The sequence below is a fragment of the Pseudomonas sp. PDM18 genome (genome assembly GCF_014852585.1).
Lineage (GTDB): Bacteria > Pseudomonadota > Gammaproteobacteria > Pseudomonadales > Pseudomonadaceae > Pseudomonas.
The window spans coordinates 385,576-406,335 of the sequence record NZ_JACVBX010000003.1; the positions used below are offsets into that span (position 1 = coordinate 385,576).

Sequence of the window (20,760 nt, forward strand, 5' to 3'; positions counted from 1 at the left end):
TGAACGCCACCGTGAACAGCCAATTCCGCAAGCGCCTGCCCGGCACCGCGCTGGATTACTTCGACGCCCGCGAGGCGGTCGAGGCGATCCAGGCCGGCGCCTGGGACAAGCTCCCCTACACCTCCCGAGTGCTGGCCGAACAGCTGGTGCGCCGTTGCGAGCCGGCGGACCTGACCGCCTCGCTTGAGCAACTGGTCTACCGCAAGCGCGACCTCGACTTCCCTTGGTACCCGGCGCGCGTGGTCTGCCACGACATCCTCGGCCAGACCGCGCTGGTCGACCTCGCCGGCCTGCGTGACGCCATCGCCGAGCAAGGCGGCGACCCGTCCAAGGTCAACCCGGTGGTGCCGACCCAGCTGATCGTCGACCACTCGCTGGCCGTGGAAGCCGCCGGTTTCGACCCGGATGCGTTCGAGAAGAACCGCGCCATCGAGGATCGCCGCAACGAGGATCGCTTCCACTTCATCGACTGGACGAAAACCGCGTTCAAGAACGTCGACGTGATCCCGGCCGGCAACGGCATCATGCACCAGATCAACCTGGAGAAAATGAGCCCGGTGATCCAGGCGCGCGGCGGCATCGCGTTCCCCGACACCTGTGTCGGCACCGACTCGCACACCCCGCACGTGGACGCCCTGGGCGTGATCGCCATCGGTGTCGGCGGCCTCGAAGCCGAGACCGTGATGCTCGGCCACCCGTCGATGATGCGCCTGCCCGACATCGTCGGCGTGAAGCTCACCGGCAAGCGCAAGCCGGGCATCACCGCCACCGACATCGTCCTGGCGATCACCGAGTTCCTGCGCAAGGAGCGCGTGGTCGGCGCCTACGTCGAGTTCTTCGGCGAGGGGGCGGACAGCCTGTCCATCGGCGACCGCGCGACCATCTCCAACATGTGCCCGGAATACGGCGCCACCGCCTCGATGTTCTACATCGACGGCCAGACCATCGACTACCTCAAGCTCACCGGCCGCGAGCCCGAGCAGGTGGAGCTGGTGGAGAACTACGCCAAGACCCTCGGCCTGTGGAGCACCGCCCTGGAAACCGCCGAGTACGAGCGCGTGCTGGAGTTCGACCTGGGCGGCGTCGTGCGCAACATGGCCGGCCCGTCCAACCCGCACCGTCGCCTGCCGACGTCGGCACTGGCCGAGCGCGGCATCGCCGACGAAGCCAAGCTACAGGAAGGCAAGGGTGAAGAAGCCCAGGGCCTGATGCCCGACGGCGCGGTGATCATCGCCGCCATCACCAGCTGCACCAACACCTCCAACCCGCGCAACGTCATCGCCGCCGGCCTGGTGGCGAAGAAGGCCAACGCGCTGGGCATGATCCGCAAGCCGTGGGTGAAGACTTCCTTCGCGCCGGGTTCGAAGGTCGCCAAGCTGTACCTGGAGGAAGCCGGCCTGCTGCCGGAGCTGGAGAAGCTCGGCTTCGGCATCGTCGCCTATGCCTGCACTACCTGTAACGGCATGTCCGGCGCGCTGGACCCGGTGATCCAGAAAGAGATCATCGACCGCGACCTGTACGCCACCGCCGTGCTTTCGGGCAACCGCAACTTCGACGGGCGTATCCACCCCTACGCCAAGCAGGCCTTCCTCGCCTCGCCGCCGCTGGTGGTCGCCTACGCCATCGCCGGCACCGTGCGCTTCGACATCGAGCAGGACCCGCTGGGCACCGACAGTCAAGGCAACCCCATCACCCTGAAGGACCTCTGGCCGTCTGACGAAGAGATCGACGCCATCGTCGCGGCAAGCGTGAAGCCCGAGCAGTTCAAGCAGGTCTACATCCCGATGTTCGACCTGGGCAGCGTGCAGGAAGCGGAAAGCCCGCTGTACGACTGGCGCCCGATGTCCACCTACATCCGTCGCCCACCGTACTGGGAAGGCGCGCTGGCGGGCGAGCGCACGCTCAAGGGCATGCGTCCGCTGGCGATCCTGCCGGACAACATCACCACCGATCACCTGTCTCCGTCCAACGCTATCCTGCTGGACAGCGCAGCCGGCGAATACCTGGCGAAAATGGGCCTGCCGGAGGAGGACTTCAACTCCTATGCCACCCACCGCGGCGACCACCTGACCGCCCAGCGCGCCACCTTCGCCAACCCGCAGCTGGTCAACGAAATGGCCGTGGTCAACGGGGAAGTGAAGAAGGGCTCGCTGGCCCGCGTCGAGCCGGAAGGCAAGGTGATGCGCATGTGGGAAGCCATCGAAACCTACATGAACCGCAAGCAGAACCTGATCATCGTCGCCGGCGCCGACTACGGCCAGGGCTCGTCCCGCGACTGGGCGGCCAAGGGCGTTCGCCTGGCGGGCGTGGAAGTGATCGTGGCCGAAGGCTTCGAGCGCATCCACCGCACCAACCTGGTGGGCATGGGCGTGCTGCCGGTGGAGTTCAAGCCGGGCACCACCCGCCTGACCCTGGGCCTGGACGGCACCGAGACCTACGACATCAAGGGCGACATCTCGCCGCGCTGCGACCTGACCCTGGTGGTCAATCGCCGCAACGGTGAAGTGGTCGAAGTCCCGGTCACCTGCCGCCTGGACACCGCCGCCGAAGTGAAGGTGTACAACGCCGGCGGCGTGCTGCAGCGCTTCGCCAAGGACTTCCTCGAGTCGTCCGTGGCGTGACGTAACGGCTCCGGCACGCCTCTCGGCGTGTCGGATCGAACCCTGTAGGAGCGGGCCATGCCCGCGATCGGCCTCCGCGCGGGGATGTCGCGGGCATGGCCCGCTCCTACAACTGATCTGTCAGGACGTACCCCATGCCCCACGTACCCCAAGTGAAGATCCCCGCCACCTACATCCGCGGCGGCACCAGCAAGGGCGTGTTCTTCCGCCTGCAGGACCTGCCCGAGCGCTGCCAGGTGCCGGGCGAAGCGCGCGACAAGCTGTTCATGCGCGTGATCGGCAGCCCCGATCCGTACAGCGCGCACATCGACGGCATGGGCGGCGCGACCTCCAGCACAAGCAAGTGCGTGATCCTGTCGAAAAGCACCCAGCCGGACCACGACGTCGACTACCTCTACGGGCAGATTTCCATCGACAAGGCCTTCGTCGACTGGAGCGGCAACTGCGGCAACCTCTCCACCGCCGCCGGCTCCTTCGCCATCCACGCAGGTCTCGTCGATCCGTCGCGCATCCCGGACAACGGCACCTGCGTGGTGCGTATCTGGCAGGCCAATATCCAGAAGACCATCATTGCCCACGTGCCGGTCACCAACGGCCAGGTGCAGGAAACCGGCGACTTCGAACTGGACGGCGTGACCTTCCCCGCCGCCGAGATCGTGCTGGAGTTCCTCGACCCGTCCGACGACGGTGAAGACGGCGGCGCCATGTTCCCCACCGGCAACCTGGTGGACGACCTGGAAGTCCCCGGCATCGGCACCTTCAAGGCGACCATGATCACCGCCGGCATCCCGACCATCTTCGTCAACGCCCAGGACATCGGCTACACCGGCGCCGAGCTGCGCGAAGCGATCAATGGCGACCCCGAGCAACTGGCGCGCTTCGAGAAATTCCGCATCGCCGGCGCCCTGCGCATGGGCCTGATCAAGACCCCGGAAGAAGCCGCGACCCGCCAGCACACGCCGAAGATCGCCTTCGTCGCGCCGGCCAAGGACTACGTGACCTCCAGCGGCAAGCAGGTGAAAGCCGGCGACGTCGACCTGCTGGTACGCGCGCTGTCCATGGGCAAGCTGCACCACGCCATGATGGGCACCGCCGCCGTGGCCATCGGCACCGCCGCTGCCATCCCCGGCACCCTGGTGAACCTTGCCGCCGGCGGTGGCGAGCGTAGCGCGGTGCGCTTCGGCCACCCCTCCGGCACCCTGCGCGTAGGCGCCGAGGCGAAACAGGTGAACGGCGAATGGACCGTGACCAAGGCCATCATGAGCCGCAGCTCGCGCATCCTCATGGAAGGCTGGGTTCGGGTGCCGGGCGATTCGTTCTAAGCGCTCGCTCTGCCCGTAAAAGCACAAGGCCCGCATTCGCGGGCCTTGTGCTTCTGCGGACCAATCGGCGCGCCGATGTATCCCTGTAGGAGCGGAGTGCAGGGTGAGCCGACGTGTCAGGCAACGAAGTCGCCCTGCAACTGCTCCAGCAGTACCTGGATGCGCGCCAGGCGCACGGTGGGGTCGTCCATCTCCAGCAGCACCTGCTTCTGGTCGCGCTCGAAGGGCAGCAGGTAGGCGATCTGGCAGGCCAGTGCCTGCTGGCCGTTGACCTCCCCGCCCATCTCCAGCGCGGAAACCATCGGGTGCATGGACAGCGCCTCGAGCAGCGCGGCAAGGTCGTCGTGCTCCTTGGTCAGCGGCTGATCGGGTTGCTCGTCCAGCCACTCCACTTCGGCCACCGTCAACTGGTCCGTCTGCACGTTGGCGGAGAGCACGCGGAAGCGCCGCCCACCTTCGACACGGATGCCCAGCAGGCCGTTGGGGCGTTGCTGCCAGTCACGGATATGCGCTTCGCAGCCGACCAGGCTGTAACGCTCCGGCGCATCGCCGACCTCCTCACCCTCGACGATGGCCACCACGCCGAATCCGCCGTTCTGCTTCATGCAACGGCCGATCATGTCCAGGTAACGCGCCTCGAAGATCTGCAGGTCGAGGCGGCAGCCGGGAAACAGCACGGTGTTGAGGGGGAACAGCGGGAAACTCATGGACACTCCGTCGATTCGTCAGGCGATCAGCGCTACCGCCAACGGTAGCAGCACAGCGGTGGCCACGCCCATCAGGCTCATGGCCAGGGCGGCGAAGGCTCCGCATTCCTCGCCCTCCTGCAGGGCGCGGGAGGTGCCCACGGCGTGGGCAGTCATGCCCAGCGCCATACCCTGCGCAGCCGGGTGATGCACACCGCAGCGGCGCAGCAGCTCCGGGCCGAGGATGGCGCCGAGCACGCCGGTGATCAGCACGAACACCGCCGCCAGGGCCGCCACGCCGCCGATCTGGCTGGCCACCAGCATGGCGATCGGTGAGGTCACCGACTTGGGCGCCAGGCTCATCAGCAGCTCGTGGTCGACGCCGAACAGCCAGCCCAGGCCGATGCCCAGTGCGGTGGCGAACAGGCCGCCGACCAGCAGGGTGATCAGGGTCGGCCAGAACAGCTGGCGGATGCGCTTGAGGTTGAGGAACAGCGGCACCGCCAGCGCGACGGTAGCGGGACCGAGCAGGATGGTCAGCACCTTGGCGCTGTTGCTGTATTCCGCGTAGTCGATGCCGCAGGCCAGCAGTACCGCGATGACCATCAGCATCGACACCAGCACCGGCTGCAGGAACACCCAGCGCGTGCGCTCGTAGGCGGCCAGGGCCAGCTGGTAGGCACCCAGGGTGACGCCGACGCAGAACAGCGGATGGTGGATGACGGAGTTCAGCGCGCCTTGCCAGTCGAACATCACGCGCCCTCCTTCTGCTTGCGCTGGCGGTCGATGAGCTTCTGCATCAGCCAGCCGGCGAACACGAAGGACACCAGCAGCGACAGCGCCAGGGCGCCGGCGATGGCCCAGAAGTCCGCGGCGATCTGCTTCGCGTAGGCCATCACGCCCACCGCCGCCGGCACCAGCAGCAACGGCAGGTAGCGCAGCAGCGAGGCGGCCGCCTCGTTCACCGGCTTGCTCACCTCGCCGTTCCACACCAGGAAGGCGAACAGCAGCACCAGCCCAATGATGGGGCCGGGAATCATGTGCAGGATGAGAGCATTCAGGCCCGTGCCGAGCAGTTGGAACAGCACCAGCCAGGTCAGGCCGCGTAGCAACATCAGGGAACATCTCCAGCGCAAGGAGCCGCCATTATGCCCGCCCGGCGACCGCTATGGCTCGGCATTCGCCCAAAGCATGAATGCCGCTGCGGCTTGACCGGCCGCGGACCCCATGCTGATCTGTTGTCGGACTCTTACGCAGGCCGCATTAGAAGAACAACGATATCCCCGGAGGAAACATGGCATTCGTACCCGTAAGCGCACTGAAGGACTACATCGGCAAGGACCTGGGCCATTCGCAGTGGATCACCGTCGATCAACAGCGCATCAACCAGTTCGCCGAGTGCACCGAGGACCACCAGTTCATCCACGTCGACCCGGAGAAGGCAAAGAAGACGCCCTTCGGCGGCACCATTGCCCACGGTTTCCTGTCGCTGTCGCTGATCCCCAAACTCTGCGAGGGCCTGCTGGTCCTGCCGGAGAACCCCAAGATGGTGGTCAACTACGGTCTCGACAGCGTGCGCTTCATCCAGCCGGTACCGGTGGATTCGCGCGTGCGCCTGCAGGTGACCATCACCGACATCACCGAGAAGAACCCCGGCCAGTGGCTGATCAAGGCCCGCTGCACCCTGGAGATCGAAGGCCTGCCCAAGCCGGCCTACATCGCCGAATCGCTGAGCCTGTGCTTCGTCTGACGGCTCTGGCACAGCGCTGAGAAAAAAGCCCGCGTCCGCGGGCTTTTTTACGTCACACTCACTCTGCGCCCCACCGTCGATTCGAGAGTCCCGATGCCACGCCAACTCCTGCCCTTGAGCCTTGCCCTGCTCCTGACTGCCTGCGGCGAAGGCGAACCGCTGACGCCCCCGGACGCCCGCCTGCCCGACGGCGCGCGCTACCGTGGCGAGCTGGTGAACGGCCAGTTGCAAGGGCCCGGGCGGCTGGATTACAGCAACGGCGCCTGGTACGAGGGCGGCTTCGACAAGGGCCTGCAGAGCGGCCAGGGCAAGTGGAACGACGGCAACGGCACGAGCTATGAAGGCGAGTTCCGCGACGGCCTGTTCGAAGGGCGTGGCCGCCTGCAGTACGCCGACGGCAGCTTCTACGAGGGCCAGTTCAAGCGCGGCGAGTTCGACGGCGAAGGGCGGATTTCCCAGGGCGGCACCACCTACAGCGGCGGCTTCCGCAAGGGGCGCTACGAGGGCCTGGGCAGCCTCGAACAAGCCGATGGCACCCGCCACCAGGGCGCCTTCTCCCGTGGCGAAGCCAACGGTGAAGGGGCCCGCCGCGACAGCCTCGGCAACCAGTACAGCGGCCCGTTCAAGAACGGCGTGCTCGAAGGCAAGGGCATCTTCCGCGACGACGCGGGCGACCAGTACGCCGGCGAGTTCCGCAACGACCAGTTCGACGGCACCGGACGTTTCCAGAACGCTGACGGCGATGTCTGGTTCGGCCGCTTCAAGGCCGGCGCGCTGAGCGGGCCGGGCGAGTTCATCGGCGCCGATGGCAGCCGCTACAAGGGCGACTTCCGTTTCTGGCGCTTCGACGGCCAGGGCACCCTGACCAGGGCCGACGGCCAGACCTACAGCGGCGGCTTCGCCCGTGGCGAGTACTCCGGCGCCGGCACCCTCACCCGCCATGACGGCAGCGTGCAGAAAGGCACCTGGAGCGCCGGCCAGTTGCGCCAGGACGCCGCCGGCAAAACACTGCCCAATCCGCTGGAAGTCGGCTTGCTGGAACAGGGCGCCATGCTGGAGAAAGCCCTGGCCGCCGTCCCGCAGTCCACCCCGGCAATCGAGCTCTACGGCGTCAGCCTGGGCGGCGACGGCAAGCAGAGCGTGTTCCTGCGCGAGGCCGATTACGTCGCCAACCTGCTCGGTGACCGCTTTGGTGCGCGCGGCGTGGTGCGCCTGGTGAACCACCGCGATCACCTCGCCGACCGTCCCATGGCCACCCGCGAAACCCTCGCCCGCACCCTGCGCACCATCGCGCAGCGCAGCGGCCCGGAAGACCTGGTGTTCATCTACCTGACCAGCCACGGCTCCCATGACCACCAACTGGTGCTGGACATGCCCGGCCTGAAACTCGACGACCTGCCAGCCAGCGAACTGGCCACGCTGCTCGCTCCGCTCAAGGACCGCACCAAGGTGCTGGTGATCTCCGCCTGCTACAGCGGCGGCTTCATCCCCGCGCTCAAGGACGACAAGACCCTGATCATGACCGCCGCACGCAGCGACCGGGTGTCCTTCGGTTGCTCCGAGGAGGCCGACTTCACCTACTTCGGCGATGCGCTCTTTGCCAAGGCCTTCCAGCAGACCGACGACCTCAGGCAGGCGTTCAAGCTGGCCAGCGCCACCGTGGCCAAGCGCGAGAAGGAGGAAGAGTTCGAGCCATCGGAGCCGCAACTCTGGGCGCCGGATGCGGTCATTACTCGCTGGCAGGCCCTGCGTGCGCAACAGACGCACGGAGCCCTGGCGCTCGGCAGCAACGATGCGCAGGCAAAAGGACAGGGCGAGAACTAAGCTGGAAGGTGTGTCAGAGGGGAAACACAGATGTACTCGAAACCGACGAATATCCTGCTAGCTGGCGCCACCGGCCTGACCGGTGAGCATCTGCTCGACCGCATGCTCAACGAGCCCACGGTCAAGCGCGTCATCGCCCCGGCCCGAAGGAAGCTGGCGGAGCACCCACGCCTGGAAAACCCGGTCGGTCCGCTGGCCGAACTCATCCCGCACCTGCTCCAGCCGGTAGACACGGTGTTCTGCTGCCTGGGTACCACGCTCAAGGAGGCCGGCTCGGAGGAGGCGTTTCGCAGCGTCGATTTCGACCTGCCGCTAGCCCTGGGCGAGCGCGGCCTGGCCCTCGGCGCGCGGCACTACATAGTGGTCAGCGCGCTGGGAGCGGACAGCAAATCGTCAATTTTCTACAGCCGGACCAAGGGTGAGCTGGAAGACGCCCTGCGCCAACAGGGCTGGCAGCAACTGACCATTGCTCGGCCGTCGCTGCTGCTGGGCCAGCGGGAGGAAGTCCGCCTGGCCGAACTGCTCGCCGCACCCTTCTCGCGCATCCTGCCGGGCAAGCTGCACGGCATCGAAGCCATCGCCCTGGCCCGCGCGCTCTGGCGCTTGGCCCTGGAAACCGGCAAGGGCACCCGCATCGTCGAGTCGGACGAACTGCGCAAGCTGGGTAAATAACCTCCCGCAGACGCAGGGCGTACAACCGCCCGCGGTTGTGCGCCGATGCGCCTGCTTTTCGTAGGAGCGAGCTTGCTCGCGAACCTCCCAAGCCCCTGGATGTGCAGCTGTTCAGCGACGCGCCAGTTCGCGAGCAAGCTCGCTCCTACAGGGGAAGGTCCAGCGTGAGGCAGTTCACTTGCCGCCCCACACCTGCAAACCGACGCCCAGCTCTGCAGCAATCGACAGCGGCAGCAGCAAGGTGTCCAGCAGCGCACTGCCGGGCAGGTCGAGGCCAGGGTAGGCCGGCGCGTCGGTGCCGAAGTGGTCCTTCGGGCAGCAGCCGCCATTGAGCGAATACCAGTCCAGCCGGGTGCCGGCATAGATCAGCGGGTCGCCGGGGCGGCTGTCGTTGAGGGTCTTCACGGTGGCGCAACCGCCCAGTTGCAACAGCAGCAGGGCGGCGAGGAGCTTATTCGTCACTGACAAGATGGTGTTCGCCCCAGCGCGGCAGCATGTCCTGGGGAATGCCCAGTTGATTGAGGATGCGCGCGACGACGAAGTCGATCAGGTCATCGACTGTCTGCGGCTGGTGATAGAAGCCCGGAGCGGCCGGCAGGATTACCGCGCCCAGGTTGGACAGCTTGAGCATGTTCTCCAGGTGGATGCTGGAGAATGGCGCTTCGCGCGGCACCAGGATCAATTGGCGGCGCTCCTTCAGCGCCACGTCGGCGGCGCGTTCGATGAGGTTGTTGCAGGCGCCGGTGGCGATGGCCGAGAGCGTCCCCGTCGAGCAGGGCACCACCACCATCGCACTCGGCGCGCCGGAACCGGAGGCCACCGGGGCCATCCAGTCTTCCTTGCCGTAGACGCGAATCTGACCCGGCGCGGCGCCGGTGTATTCGCTCAGGAAAGCCTGCATCGCCTGCGGTTTGCTCGGCAGGGTCACGTCCGTCTCGGTAGCCACCACCAGTTGCGCGGCCTTGGAGATCAGGAAGTGTACCTCGCGGTCTTCCTGTACCAGGCAGTCGAGCAGGCGCAGGCCGTACTGGGCGCCCGAGGCGCCGGTCATGGCAAGGGTGACGCGTTCGGCTCCGGCCATATTCAGCCCTCCAGCGCCTGGGCCAGCTTGCCGTGCAGGCCGCCGAATCCGCCGTTGCTCATGACCACTACCTGGGTGCCCGGCGCAGCGATCGCCTTCACGCCCGCGATGATGGCTTCCAGCGAATCGCACACTTGCGTGGGCACGGTGGAACTGGCCACGGTGGCGGCCAGGTCCCAGCCGAGGTTCGGCGGCGCGTACCAGAACACGTTGTCGGCCTGCACCACGGACTCCGGCAGGCCATCGCGGTGAGCGCCGAGCTTCATGGAGTTGGAGCGCGGCTCGACCACGGCGATCACCTTGGCAGCGCCGACACGCTTGCGCAGGCCGTCGAGGGTGGTGGCGATGGCGGTCGGGTGGTGGGCGAAGTCGTCATAGATGGTCACACCTTTGACCTCGGCGACCTTCTCCATGCGCCGCTTGACGCTCTTGAAGGCCGACAGCGCGGCGCAGCCCAGCTCAGGCACTACGCCGACATGGCGGGCCGCCGCGAGGCAAGCCAGGGCGTTGGCGACGTTGTGCTGGCCGGTCAGTTCCCAGTCCACGATGCCCTGGGCCTTGCCGTCGAACAGCACCTCGAAGTGCGAGCCGTCCTCGCTGAGCAGGCGCGCCTGCCACTGGCCGCCTTCGCCGGTGGTCTGCACCGGCGTCCAGCAGCCCATGTCGATCACGCGCTTGAGTGCGGTCTCGGAGGTCGGATGGATGACCAGGCCTTCGCCGGGGATGGTCCGCACCAGGTGGTGGAACTGCCGCTCGATGGCCGCGAGGTCGGGGAAGATGTCCGCGTGGTCGAACTCCAGGTTGTTCAGGATCGCCGTGCGCGGATGGTAGTGGACGAACTTGGAGCGCTTGTCGAAGAAGGCGCTGTCGTACTCGTCGGCCTCGACCACGAAGAACGGGGTGCCGCCCAGGCGCGCGGAGACCCCGAAGTTCTGCGGCACGCCGCCGATCAGGAAGCCCGGGCTCATGCCGGCGTGCTCCAGTACCCAGGCCAGCATGCTGCTGGTGGTGGTCTTGCCGTGGGTGCCGGCGGCCGCCAGGACCCAGCGGCCCTGCAGCACGTGGTCGGCCAACCACTGCGGGCCGGAGACGTAGGGCAGGCCCTTGTTCAGCACGTATTCCACTGCCGGGTTGCCGCGCGACAGCGCGTTGCCGACCACTACCAGGTCCGGTGCCGGCTCCAGGTGCGCGGGATCGTAGCCCTGCATCAGCTCGATGCCCTGGGCTTGCAGCTGGGTGCTCATGGGCGGGTAGACGTTGGCATCGGAGCCGGTCACGCGGTGGCCCAGTTCCTTGGCCAGGACGGCCAGCGACCCCATGAAGGTGCCGCAGATGCCGAGGATGTGGATATGCATGCAGACTCCTGCAATCAAGCCTTTGAAGGCGCTTCGAATGGGCGGCAGAGTAGCACAGCGCGCCCCCGCGCGGCCCGCCGCCGGGGCATCAGACGACGAGGTGGGGAGGCGGTTCCCGGTGGAGGGGGAAGGCGTTCACTTTTCCATCATCGTCATGCGTTTCAAGTCGGCGGTGATCGATGGGGATCTCCGTGCTTGCACGTCCCCCTCACCCCAGCCCTCTCCCTCAGGGAGAGGGGGCGGAGTCAATCGAAGCGCCTGCCCAACGCCCAAGCACCGTTCGCGGGCAAGCTCGCTCCTACAGGCCCGGCGAATGCGCTTTTCGTAGGAGCGAGCTTGCTCGCGAACCGCATGGCATGGCACCGGGCCAATGGCGGACGGAGTGCGCCCCTACGACAGCTGCTTCCTGCTCAACCCATGGCGGTTGAGCTTGCGGTACAGCGTATTGCGGCTGATGCCCAGCTGCTGCGCCGCGCGGCTGATGTGCCAGCGCTGCGCTTCGAGCACCTCCAGCAGCGCATTGCGCTCGGCCACACCGAGGGTGTCACCACCCTCCTCGGCCAAGGCGACCGGAGCCGCAGCGGCAGCCGGCGCACGGCGCAGGTCCGGCGGCAGGTCGGCCATCTGGATGCGGCCGCCGTCGCACAGCGCACAGAGCGTGCGCAGCACGTTGCGCAACTGGCGCACATTGCCCGGCCAGGGGAAGTCCAGCAGGTGCCGGCGTACGTCGTCATCCAGGCGCACGCTGCGGCCCTTGCTCTCCTCGGCCAGCAAGTGGTCGAGCAATGCGCCGCGGTCTTCGCGCTCGCGCAGTGGCGGCAGCGCCACCACCAGGCCGTTGAGGCGGTAGTAGAGGTCTTCGCGGAACTGCCCGGCGGCTACCAGTGCTTCCAGGTCACGGTGGCTGGCGCTGATCAGGCGGATATCCACATCCTGCGGCTCACCACCGATGGGCACCACCTGGCGCTCTTCCAGCACACGCAGCAGGCGGGTCTGCAGCGCCAGCGGCATGTCGCCGATTTCGTCGAGGAACAGCGTGCCGCCGTCGGCCTGCTGCAGCTTGCCGCGCATGCCTTCCTTGCGCGCGCCGGTGAAGCTGCCGCCGCGATAGCCGAACAGCTCGCTCTCGATCAGGGTTTCGGGAATTGCCGCGCAGTTCAGCGCGACGAAGCTCTTGCCGGCGCGCTCGCCGCCCAGGTGCACGGCGCGGGCGAAAGCCTCCTTGCCGGTGCCGGTCTCGCCCTGCAGCAGCAACGGCACGTCGTGGGCGTAGACCTTCAGCGCACGGCGGAAATCGTGGGCCAGTTGCGGGTCGTCGATGCACAGGCCTTTCGCCAGGGGCGCGCGCGGCAGGACCGGCGCGGCGGCGATGGGTCGCTTGCCGCGCAGCAGCGCATACAGGGTGCGCCCGGCGTGGGTGCGCAGCGGCCAGCTGGCGTTGGGATGCGGGTCGGCGCGGCTGAACAGGTCGTCCAGCCGGCAATCGAAGCACTGCTCCAGCGAGCGGCCGATCAGGCTTTCCCGGCGGCTGCCGAGCAGGTTGATGGCGCTCTGGTTCGCCGCGCGGATGCGCCCGTCGCCGCCGAAGGCCAGCATGCCTTCGCTGAACAGCCCGAGGCCGTCGGGTTGCAGGTGGAAGCGCAGCAGCCACTGGTCCTCGAAATGGCGCAGGAAGTAGCAGCTCTCGATGGCCTTGGCCGACAGGTTGACCAGCGCCATGGTGTGGAACTGGCTCTGCCGCGACACGTCGCGGCGCGCCGAGGAAACGTCGAGCACCGCCAGCAGTTCGCCCTGCGGGTCGAATACCGGGCTGGCCGAGCAGGTCAGCCCGGTATGGCGGCTGCGGAAATGTTCGTCCTGGTGAATGGTCAGCGCCTGGCGCTCCACCAGGCAGGTGCCGATGCCGTTGGTGCCTTCGCGTGCCTCGCTCCAGTCGGCGCCGAGCCACAACCCGGCCTGCTCGAAGGTGCGCCGCTCGGCGGCTTCGCTGACGCAGTTGAGGATCACCCCACGGGAATCGGTGAGCAGCACCGCATGGCCGGCGCCGGACAGTTGCTGGTGCAGGCTGTTCATCTCGTCGCTGGCGATCTCCAGCACCTGCCGGTGGCGCTCGCGGACTTCGAGCATGCGCGCGTGTTCCAACACGGCCGGCGCCATGGGCTGCGCCGGGTCGAGGTGGTACTGCTCCAGGCAGCGCATCCAGGAGCGGGCGATCGACGGGTCCGCACCGGGGGCACCGGCGGGGGCCTTGCCCTCGGCCACGGTCATGACCTGGCGGGCGTGGCGGCTCAAATCGTTGGCGCGCATTCTTGTTGTTCTCCGCTTGGGGGACGGGGAGGCAGCCCCGGGTTCCAGCGAATGTTTGTAGGACAATTCGCAAGAACGCAGGACAGCATCCCCCACGCGCCCGCCCAATGCAACGCTTGGCCGACCGTCAGGTCACGACTGTCACGTTTACGGGACAAAGTGTCACGAGGCACTGCGCCAGGGGCGTGACAGCGCACTTTCCAGCGCACCGCGGAAATCCGCCCAGCCCACGGGCGGCGCGCCTTTCACTGGCATGGCCCGGCCCTTGCTCTACGCTGAATCAACGTCCTCCCCAACAAGCACAAGACCCAGGAGATCCGACCATGCGTTATGCCCATCCCGGTAGCGAAGGCGCCATCGTTTCGTTCAAGGCGCGCTACGGCAACTACATCGGCGGCGAATTCGTCCCGCCGGTGAAGGGTCAGTACTTCACCAATACCTCGCCGGTGAACGGCCAGCCCATCGCCGAATTCCCCCGCTCCACCGCCGAGGATATCGACAAGGCGCTGGACGCCGCCCACGCCGCCGCCGATGCCTGGGGCCGCACTTCGGTGCAGGACCGCTCGCTGGTACTGCTGAAAATCGCCGACCGTATCGAACAGAACCTGGAGCTGCTGGCCGTCACCGAGACCTGGGACAACGGCAAGCCGGTCCGCGAAACCCTCAACGCCGACATCCCACTGGCCGCCGACCACTTCCGCTACTTCGCCGGCTGCATCCGCGCGCAGGAAGGCAGCGCCGCCGAAATCAACGACAGCACCGTCGCCTACCACATCCATGAACCGCTGGGCGTGGTCGGCCAGATCATCCCGTGGAACTTCCCGCTGCTGATGGCCGCCTGGAAACTCGCCCCGGCCCTGGCCGCCGGCAACTGCATCGTGCTCAAGCCAGCCGAGCAGACGCCGCTGGGCATCAGCGTGCTGATGGAACTGATCGGTGACTTGCTGCCCAAGGGCGTACTCAACGTTGTCCAGGGCTTCGGCAAGGAAGCCGGTGAAGCGCTGGCCACCAGCAAGCGCATCGCCAAGATCGCCTTCACCGGCTCCACCCCGGTGGGCTCGCACATCCTCAAGTGCGCCGCCGAGAACATCATTCCGTCCACCGTGGAACTGGGCGGCAAGAGCCCGAACATCTACTTCGAAGACATCATGCAGGCCGAGCCGACCTTCATCGAGAAGGCAGCCGAGGGCCTGGTGCTGGCCTTCTTCAACCAAGGCGAGGTGTGCACCTGCCCGTCCCGCGCGCTGGTGCAGGAGTCCATCTACCCGCAGTTCATGGACGTGGTGATGAAGAAGGTGAAGGCCATCAAGCGCGGCGACCCGCTGGACACCGACACCATGGTCGGCGCCCAGGCTTCGCAGCAGCAGTACGAGAAGATTCTCTCCTACCTCGACATCGCCCAGCAGGAAGGTGCGCAGATCCTGGTCGGCGGCTCGGTCGAAAAGCTCGACGGCAATCTCTCCACCGGCTACTACATCCAGCCGACCCTGCTAAAGGGCAACAACCAGATGCGCGTGTTCCAGGAGGAAATCTTCGGGCCGGTGGTGGGCGTCACCACCTTCAAGGATGAGGCCGAGGCGCTGGCGATCGCCAACGACACCGAGTACGGCCTGGGCGCTGGCGTCTGGACCCGCGACATCAACCGCGCGTACCGCATGGGCCGTGGCATCAAGGCCGGCCGCGTGTGGACCAACTGCTACCACCTGTACCCGGCGCACGCTGCGTTCGGCGGCTATAAGAAATCCGGCGTGGGCCGCGAGACCCACAAGATGATGCTCGATCACTACCAGCAGACCAAGAACCTGCTGGTCAGCTACGACATCAACCCGCTGGGCTTCTTCTGAGTTTGTTCTGAGCCACCCGCCCGGCGCGAGCCGGGCACCTCCTCACATCGATCTTTGCGCGGCCTGCGGGCCGCGCTTTTTTATGTCCGGGAAAACGCTACCGGCGGTTGGATTTCGTAGGAGCGGACTCGAGCACGGAGCGAAGCCTGTAGGAGCGAGCCTGCTCGCGAACCCGCCCAGCTCCGGATCTGCCAGGAAATCAGTTCGCGAGCAAGCTCGCTCCTACGAAAAGCAGCTCAGCTGGCGTCGCTGCGCCACTGCCGCGGGCTCACCCCGAACCACCGGCGGAAGGCGCGGGAGAACGCACTGGTCTCGGAATATCCCAGCAGCGGCGCCAACTCGGAGATCGGCCGCTGCGGCTGGCGCAGGTAGTGCAGCGCCAGCTCACGGCGGGTGTTTTCCACGAGTTGGCTGAAACTCAGCCCCGCCTCGCGCAAGCGCCGTTGCAGCCCGGCGGTGGTGAGTTCCAGCTGCTCGGCGATGATCTCCAGCGACGGCTCGCCGTCCGCCAGCGCGAGGCGAATCTGCGTACCGGCGTCCTCCACCAGATTGGGCGCGCCGCCCTGTTCGCCCAGGCGACGGATCACGTCCTGTACCAGGAACAGCAGGTTGGCGTCGCGCTCGGGCATCTGCCGGCCGTAGAGGTCGCGCTTGGGAATCAACATTGAATTGCAGCCGCGCTGGAACAGCACCGGCGCGTCGAACACCCGGCCATGCTCCTGCCAGCCCTCAGGCCGCGCGTGCTCGAAGCTCACCGCGCGCGGCGCCCACTCGGGACCGAGCGCGTGGCGCATCAGGTTCAGCGCCATGCCCAGGGTCAGCTCGGCATCCTGGCGGCGGTCGAGGATGGCGCCATGGCGAACCTGATAGTCGAAGCGATAGCACTCGCCGCAATCCACCAGTCGGATCAGAGTGTCGTGCTGGTGATAGGGAAAGGCGGCGGCGAAGTTCTTCAGCGCCTCTTCCAGCGTCTCCGAGCACAACCCGACGTAGCCCAGAAGGCCGAGCTCACGGGGGCGGAACTGCTCGCCGTAGCGCAGCCCGAAGTTGTCGCACCCCGACTGTCGCGCAGCCTCTTCCAGCACCTGGCAGTAGTTGGTCAGCGCCAGGCTCAGGGTGGGATGCAGCAGGCGCTCCGGGTCGATGCCGGCGCGGCCGAAGACGCGGTCGATGTCGCCGCCCTGGTCGCCGATGAAGCGACCCAGGCCGCTGGCGGCGGCGGACAGCACGCCGATGTTGCTGGCCAGGGGCAGGCTCAGGCCGGACGGGGAAAACAGAGGCTGGCTCATGTCGGTTACCGATCTTGTTATGAGGCGCTCGAGGCACGTCGCACGCAGGAACAGAGGACGAAAAAACAAAGCAAATCCCGTGCCTCGCCGGTCCGTTACCAACAACCCCGACACGGCGCCGCGCCTGGCCTGCAGCTGCCACAGCACGGGGCAGAGAGGCGATTTCCGGCACCAGAAGCGGGCACCGTGCGCGCGGTGGGGCGATGGGTAACAACCAGTTGACCCTGCACGGCGAAAGCCGGTTCCAGCGGTCAAGTCTTGCGCGGCAGTACGCCACTACCATCGGGTCTCAGGTATCCGTCCACGCCCTGCGGCCCGCCCTAGTTGCGGCCTATCCCTTGCGGAGAGAGGAATAACAACAATGAGCGCATCACAACTCAAACCAACGCTTGGCACCCTGCACCTGTGGGGCCTCGCCGTGGGACTGGTGATCTCCGGCGAGTACTTCGGCTGGAGCTATGGCTGGGCCGCCGCCGGTACCCTGGGCTTCCTCGTCACCACGCTGATCGTGGCGGTGATGTACACCTGCTTCATCTTCAGCTACACCGAGTTGACCACCGCCATCCCCCACGCCGGTGGCCCCTTCGCCTACAGCCTGCGGGCCTTCGGCAAGACCGGCGGGATGATCGCCGGCATCGCCACCCTGATCGAATTCGTCTTCGCCCCGCCGGCCATCGCCATGGCCATCGGCGCCTACCTCAACGTGCAGTTCCCCGGCCTCGATCCGAAGTGGGCGGCCACCGGCGCCTACTTCATCTTCATGACCCTGAATATCCTCGGTGTAAGCATCGCCGCCACCTTCGAACTGGTGGTGACCGTGCTGGCGGTAGCCGAGTTGCTGGTGTTCATGGGTGTGGTCGCACCGGGCTTCAGCTTCAGCAACTTCGTGCTCAACGGCTGGGCCGGCTCGGATGTATTCGGTTCCACCGCCATGGCCGGCATCTTCGCCGCGATCCCGTTCGCCATCTGGTTCTTCCTCGCCATCGAGGGCGCTGCCATGGCGGCCGAGGAGGCGAAAGACCCGAAACGCACCATCCCGCGCGCCTACATCGCCGGCATCCTGACCCTGGTGACCCTGGCCATCGGCGTGATGATCTTCGCCGGCGGCGTGGGCGACTGGCGCGCCCTGTCGAACATCAACGACCCGCTGCCGCAGGCCATGAAAGCGGTGGTGGGCAACAACTCGACCTGGATGCACATGCTGGTGTGGATCGGCCTGTTCGGCCTGGTGGCGAGCTTCCACGGCATCATCCTGGGTTACTCGCGGCAGTTCTTCGCCCTGGCCCGCGCCGGCTTCCTGCCGCGCAGCCTGGCCAAGCTGTCGCGCTTCCAGACCCCGCACCGCGCCATCCTCGCCGGTGGCGCCGTGGGCATCGCGGCGATCTTCAGCGACGGCCTGATCAGCCTGCAGGGCATGACCCTGACCGCGGCGATGATCACCATGAGCGTGTTCGGCGCCATCGTCATGTACATCATGAGCATGTTCAGCCTGTTCAAACTGCGCCGCAGCGAGCCGGACCTGGAGCGCAGCTTCCGTGCGCCGGGCTACCCGGTGGTGCCGGCCATCGCGCTGGTCCTGGCGCTGGTCTGCCTGGCTGCGATGCTATGGTTCAATAGCGTGATCGCCTCGGTGTTCCTGGTGCTGATGATCGGCGGCTGCTCCGTCTGCAGCATCGTCATCAGCCTCAATCGCGGCACCGACGCATCGTTCGCCAGTCAGGGTTGAGGAGAAGCGCCATGTCCGGATTCGTCCACAGTGTCGGTGGCCAGACCTGGCGCTTCGACAGCCTGCGCGAGGTGATGGCCAAGGCCAGCCCGGCGCGCTCCGGCGACCGCCTCGCCGGGGTCGCCGCAGGCAGCGACGCCGAGCGCGTCGCCGCGCAGATGGCGCTGGCCGACATCCCGCTCAAGCACTTCCTCGACGAGGCGCTGATCCCCTACGAGAGCGATGAAGTCACCCGACTGATCATCGACAGCCACGACCGCCAGGCCTTCGCGCCGGTCAGCCACCTCACGGTGGGCGGCCTGCGCGACTGGCTGCTCGGCGATGCCGCCGACGAAGCCAGCCTGCGCGCCCTGGCGCCTGGACTGACGCCGGAAATGGCAGCCGCAGTGTCGAAGATCATGCGCGTGCAGGACCTGGTGCTGGTCGCGCAGAAGATCCGCGTGGTCACCCGCTTCCGCAACACCCTGGGGCTGCGCGGGCGCATGTCCACGCGGCTGCAACCCAACCACCCGACGGACGACCCCGCCGGCATCGCCGCCAGCGTGCTCGACGGCCTGCTCTACGGCAACGGCGACGCCATGCTCGGCATCAACCCGGCCACCGACAGCCTGCAGTCGATCTGCACCCTGCTGGAGATGCTCGACGCGATCATCCAGCGCTACGAGATTCCCACCCAGTCCTGCGTGCTCACCCACGTCACCAGCTCCATCGAGGCGATCAACCGGGGCGCGCCGCTGGACCTGGTGTTCCAGTCCATTGCCGGCACCGAAGCGGCCAACGCCAGCTTCGGCGTGAGCCTGTCGATCCTCCAGGAAGGCTACGAAGCCGGGCTGTCGCAGAAACGCGGCACGCTGGGCGACAACCTCATGTACTTCGAGACCGGCCAGGGCAGCGCGCTGTCGGCCAACGCCCACCACGGCGTTGACCAGCAGACCTGCGAGGCCCGCGCCTATGCAGTGGCACGGCACTTCAAGCCATTCCTGGTGAACACCGTGGTCGGCTTCATCGGCCCGGAGTACCTGTACAACGGCAAGCAGATCATCCGCGCCGGCCTGGAAGACCACTTCTGCGCCAAGCTGCTCGGCGTGCCCATGGGTTGCGACATCTGCTACACCAACCACGCCGAGGCCGACCAGGACGACATGGACATGCTCCTGACCCTGCTCGGCGTGGCCGGCATCAACTTCATCATGGGCATCCCCGGCTCCGACGACGTGATGCTCAATTACCAGACCACCTCCTTCCACGACGCGCTCTACGTGCGACAGACGCTGGGCCTGCGCCCGGCGCCGGAATTCGAGGCGTGGCTAGCGCGCATGGAAATCCTCCGCCAGCAGGACGGCCGGATACACATGGCCAGCCAGTTGCCCGGCGCCTTCCGCCATGCGCTCGCGCAACTGTCCTAAGTTGAGGAGTCTTCGATGAGCGACAGCTTCACCCCCAACCCCTGGCAGGAATTGCGTCGACTGACCGCCGCGCGCATCGCCCTCGGCCGCGCCGGCACCAGCCTGCCGACCGGCGCGCAGCTGGACTTCCAGTTCGCCCACGCCCAGGCGCGCGATGCCGTGCACCTGCCCTTCGACCGCGACGGCCTCGCCGCGCAACTGGCCGAGCGCGGCCGCGAAACCTTGCTGCTGCACAGCGCCGCCGCCGACCGCGACACCTACCTGCAACGCCCGGACCTGGGCCGCCGGCTGAACGAAGAATCGGCGGACATCCTGCGACGCCACGCCGACCGCCACCCGCAGGGCTACGACCTGGCCGTGGTGATTGCCGACGGTCTTTCGTCACTGGCCGTGCAACGTCACAGCCTGCCCTTCCTCGAACGCATGGAAGAACAGGCGCGCAACGAAGGCTGGAGCCTGTCGCCGGTGGCGCTGGTGCAACAGGGCCGGGTCGCGGTAGCCGACGAAGTCGCCGAGCTGCTGCGGGCGAAGATGGTGGTGATCCTGATCGGCGAACGCCCCGGCCTGTCCTCGCCCGACAGCCTGGGCCTGTATTTCACCTGGGCGCCGAAGGTCGGCCTGAACGACGCCTACCGCAACTGCATCTCCAACGTGCGCCTGGAAGGCCTGAGCTATGGCCTTGCCACACACCGCCTGCTCTACCTGATGCGCGAAGCCTGTCGCCGGCAGCTGTCGGGGGTGAACCTGAAGGACGAGGCGGAGCTCCCGGCACTGGAGGGCGAGAACCTCGGCACACCGGGCAACTTCCTCATCAGCGGCTGAGCCCGGCCGCCCCGCAACGCCCGCAGCGTGAACGCGACCACATGCCGCGCAGCGG

At 67.0% G+C, this 20,760-nt stretch carries 17 protein-coding genes; 9 read left to right on the forward strand and 8 right to left on the reverse strand.

The genetic code is table 11. The features are described 5' to 3' along the window. The first annotated feature begins 11 nt into the window (after window positions 1-11). Window positions 12-2,621 carry a Fe/S-dependent 2-methylisocitrate dehydratase AcnD gene (acnD, locus tag IB274_RS09740; protein ID WP_192431802.1) on the forward strand — a complete coding sequence of 870 codons (2,610 nt, stop codon included), beginning with the start codon at window positions 12-14 and terminating at the stop codon, window positions 2,619-2,621. A gap of 134 nt (window positions 2,622-2,755) precedes the next feature. Beyond that, on the forward strand, window positions 2,756-3,943 hold the full coding sequence (gene prpF, locus IB274_RS09745; RefSeq protein WP_192431743.1) for a 2-methylaconitate cis-trans isomerase PrpF: 1,188 nt from the start codon (window positions 2,756-2,758) through the stop codon (window positions 3,941-3,943). A 116-nt stretch (window positions 3,944-4,059) separates the two neighbouring features. Here the strand turns inward: prpF and IB274_RS09750 are convergent, their stop codons facing one another. The 3 genes from IB274_RS09750 to IB274_RS09760 are packed head-to-tail and all read right to left on the reverse strand — an operon-like array spanning window position 4,060 to window position 5,744. After that, window positions 4,060-4,650, reverse strand: coding sequence for an LON peptidase substrate-binding domain-containing protein (locus IB274_RS09750; protein ID WP_192431744.1), 591 nt, complete (start codon window positions 4,648-4,650; stop codon window positions 4,060-4,062). An 18-nt stretch (window positions 4,651-4,668) separates the two neighbouring features. Beyond that, on the reverse strand, window positions 4,669-5,382 hold the full coding sequence (locus IB274_RS09755; RefSeq protein WP_081517263.1) for an LrgB family protein: 714 nt from the start codon (window positions 5,380-5,382) through the stop codon (window positions 4,669-4,671). Continuing rightward, window positions 5,382-5,744: a CidA/LrgA family protein gene (locus tag IB274_RS09760; RefSeq protein WP_045217069.1), complete on the reverse strand. Its 363-nt coding sequence runs from the start codon at window positions 5,742-5,744 to the stop codon at window positions 5,382-5,384. The genes IB274_RS09755 and IB274_RS09760 overlap by 1 nt, the downstream gene beginning before the upstream one ends. A gap of 179 nt (window positions 5,745-5,923) precedes the next feature. Here IB274_RS09760 and IB274_RS09765 point away from each other — a divergent pair, with 179 nt between their 5' ends. The 3 genes from IB274_RS09765 (at window position 5,924) to IB274_RS09775 (ending at window position 8,875) form a co-directional block, all read left to right on the forward strand. After that, complete coding sequence (locus IB274_RS09765; protein ID WP_045217066.1) at window positions 5,924-6,379, forward strand: MaoC family dehydratase; 456 nt, start codon at window positions 5,924-5,926, stop codon at window positions 6,377-6,379. A gap of 93 nt (window positions 6,380-6,472) precedes the next feature. Further along, entirely contained in the window at window positions 6,473-8,203 is a 1,731-nt protein-coding gene (locus IB274_RS09770; protein WP_192431745.1) for a C13 family peptidase, read from the forward strand. Between the two features lie 30 nt (window positions 8,204-8,233). Beyond that, entirely contained in the window at window positions 8,234-8,875 is a 642-nt protein-coding gene (locus tag IB274_RS09775; protein ID WP_192431746.1) for an oxidoreductase, read from the forward strand. A 174-nt stretch (window positions 8,876-9,049) separates the two neighbouring features. Here the strand turns inward: IB274_RS09775 and IB274_RS09780 are convergent, their stop codons facing one another. From IB274_RS09780 to IB274_RS09795, 4 genes are all read right to left on the reverse strand, one after another. Continuing rightward, window positions 9,050-9,337: a YceK/YidQ family lipoprotein gene (locus IB274_RS09780; RefSeq protein ID WP_192431803.1), complete on the reverse strand. Its 288-nt coding sequence runs from the start codon at window positions 9,335-9,337 to the stop codon at window positions 9,050-9,052. Beyond that, entirely contained in the window at window positions 9,327-9,956 is a 630-nt protein-coding gene (gene ubiX, locus IB274_RS09785) for a flavin prenyltransferase UbiX (protein WP_081517259.1), read from the reverse strand. The genes IB274_RS09780 and ubiX overlap by 11 nt, the downstream gene beginning before the upstream one ends. A 2-nt stretch (window positions 9,957-9,958) precedes the next feature. Next, a complete protein-coding gene (gene mpl, locus IB274_RS09790) occupies window positions 9,959-11,311 on the reverse strand; it encodes a UDP-N-acetylmuramate:L-alanyl-gamma-D-glutamyl-meso-diaminopimelate ligase (protein ID WP_192431747.1) in 1,353 nt (450 codons plus the stop codon). 390 nt (window positions 11,312-11,701) lie between these two features. Then, complete coding sequence (locus tag IB274_RS09795) at window positions 11,702-13,618, reverse strand: sigma-54-dependent Fis family transcriptional regulator (protein ID WP_192431748.1); 1,917 nt, start codon at window positions 13,616-13,618, stop codon at window positions 11,702-11,704. Between the two features lie 323 nt (window positions 13,619-13,941). Between IB274_RS09795 and IB274_RS09800 the strand changes: the two genes are divergently transcribed. Beyond that, window positions 13,942-15,462, forward strand: a complete 1,521-nt coding sequence (locus IB274_RS09800; protein WP_192431749.1) for an aldehyde dehydrogenase family protein — start codon at window positions 13,942-13,944, stop codon at window positions 15,460-15,462. Window positions 15,463-15,698: 236 nt separating this feature from the next. On the opposite strand, the gene IB274_RS09805 is transcribed toward IB274_RS09800, so the two are convergent. Then, window positions 15,699-16,751 carry an AraC family transcriptional regulator gene (locus tag IB274_RS09805; protein ID WP_138520227.1) on the reverse strand — a complete coding sequence of 351 codons (1,053 nt, stop codon included), beginning with the start codon at window positions 16,749-16,751 and terminating at the stop codon, window positions 15,699-15,701. A gap of 361 nt (window positions 16,752-17,112) precedes the next feature. Between IB274_RS09805 and eat the strand changes: the two genes are divergently transcribed. From eat to eutC, 3 genes are read left to right on the forward strand one after another with little or no spacing between them, the layout of a single operon-like run. Next, window positions 17,113-18,477, forward strand: a complete 1,365-nt coding sequence (gene eat / locus IB274_RS09810; protein WP_192431750.1) for an ethanolamine permease — start codon at window positions 17,113-17,115, stop codon at window positions 18,475-18,477. 11 nt (window positions 18,478-18,488) lie between these two features. Next, entirely contained in the window at window positions 18,489-19,883 is a 1,395-nt protein-coding gene (locus IB274_RS09815) for an ethanolamine ammonia-lyase subunit EutB (RefSeq protein ID WP_192431751.1), read from the forward strand. Window positions 19,884-19,898: 15 nt separating this feature from the next. Then, window positions 19,899-20,705, forward strand: a complete 807-nt coding sequence (eutC, locus tag IB274_RS09820; RefSeq protein ID WP_192431752.1) for an ethanolamine ammonia-lyase subunit EutC — start codon at window positions 19,899-19,901, stop codon at window positions 20,703-20,705. Window positions 20,706-20,760: the final 55 nt, after the last annotated feature.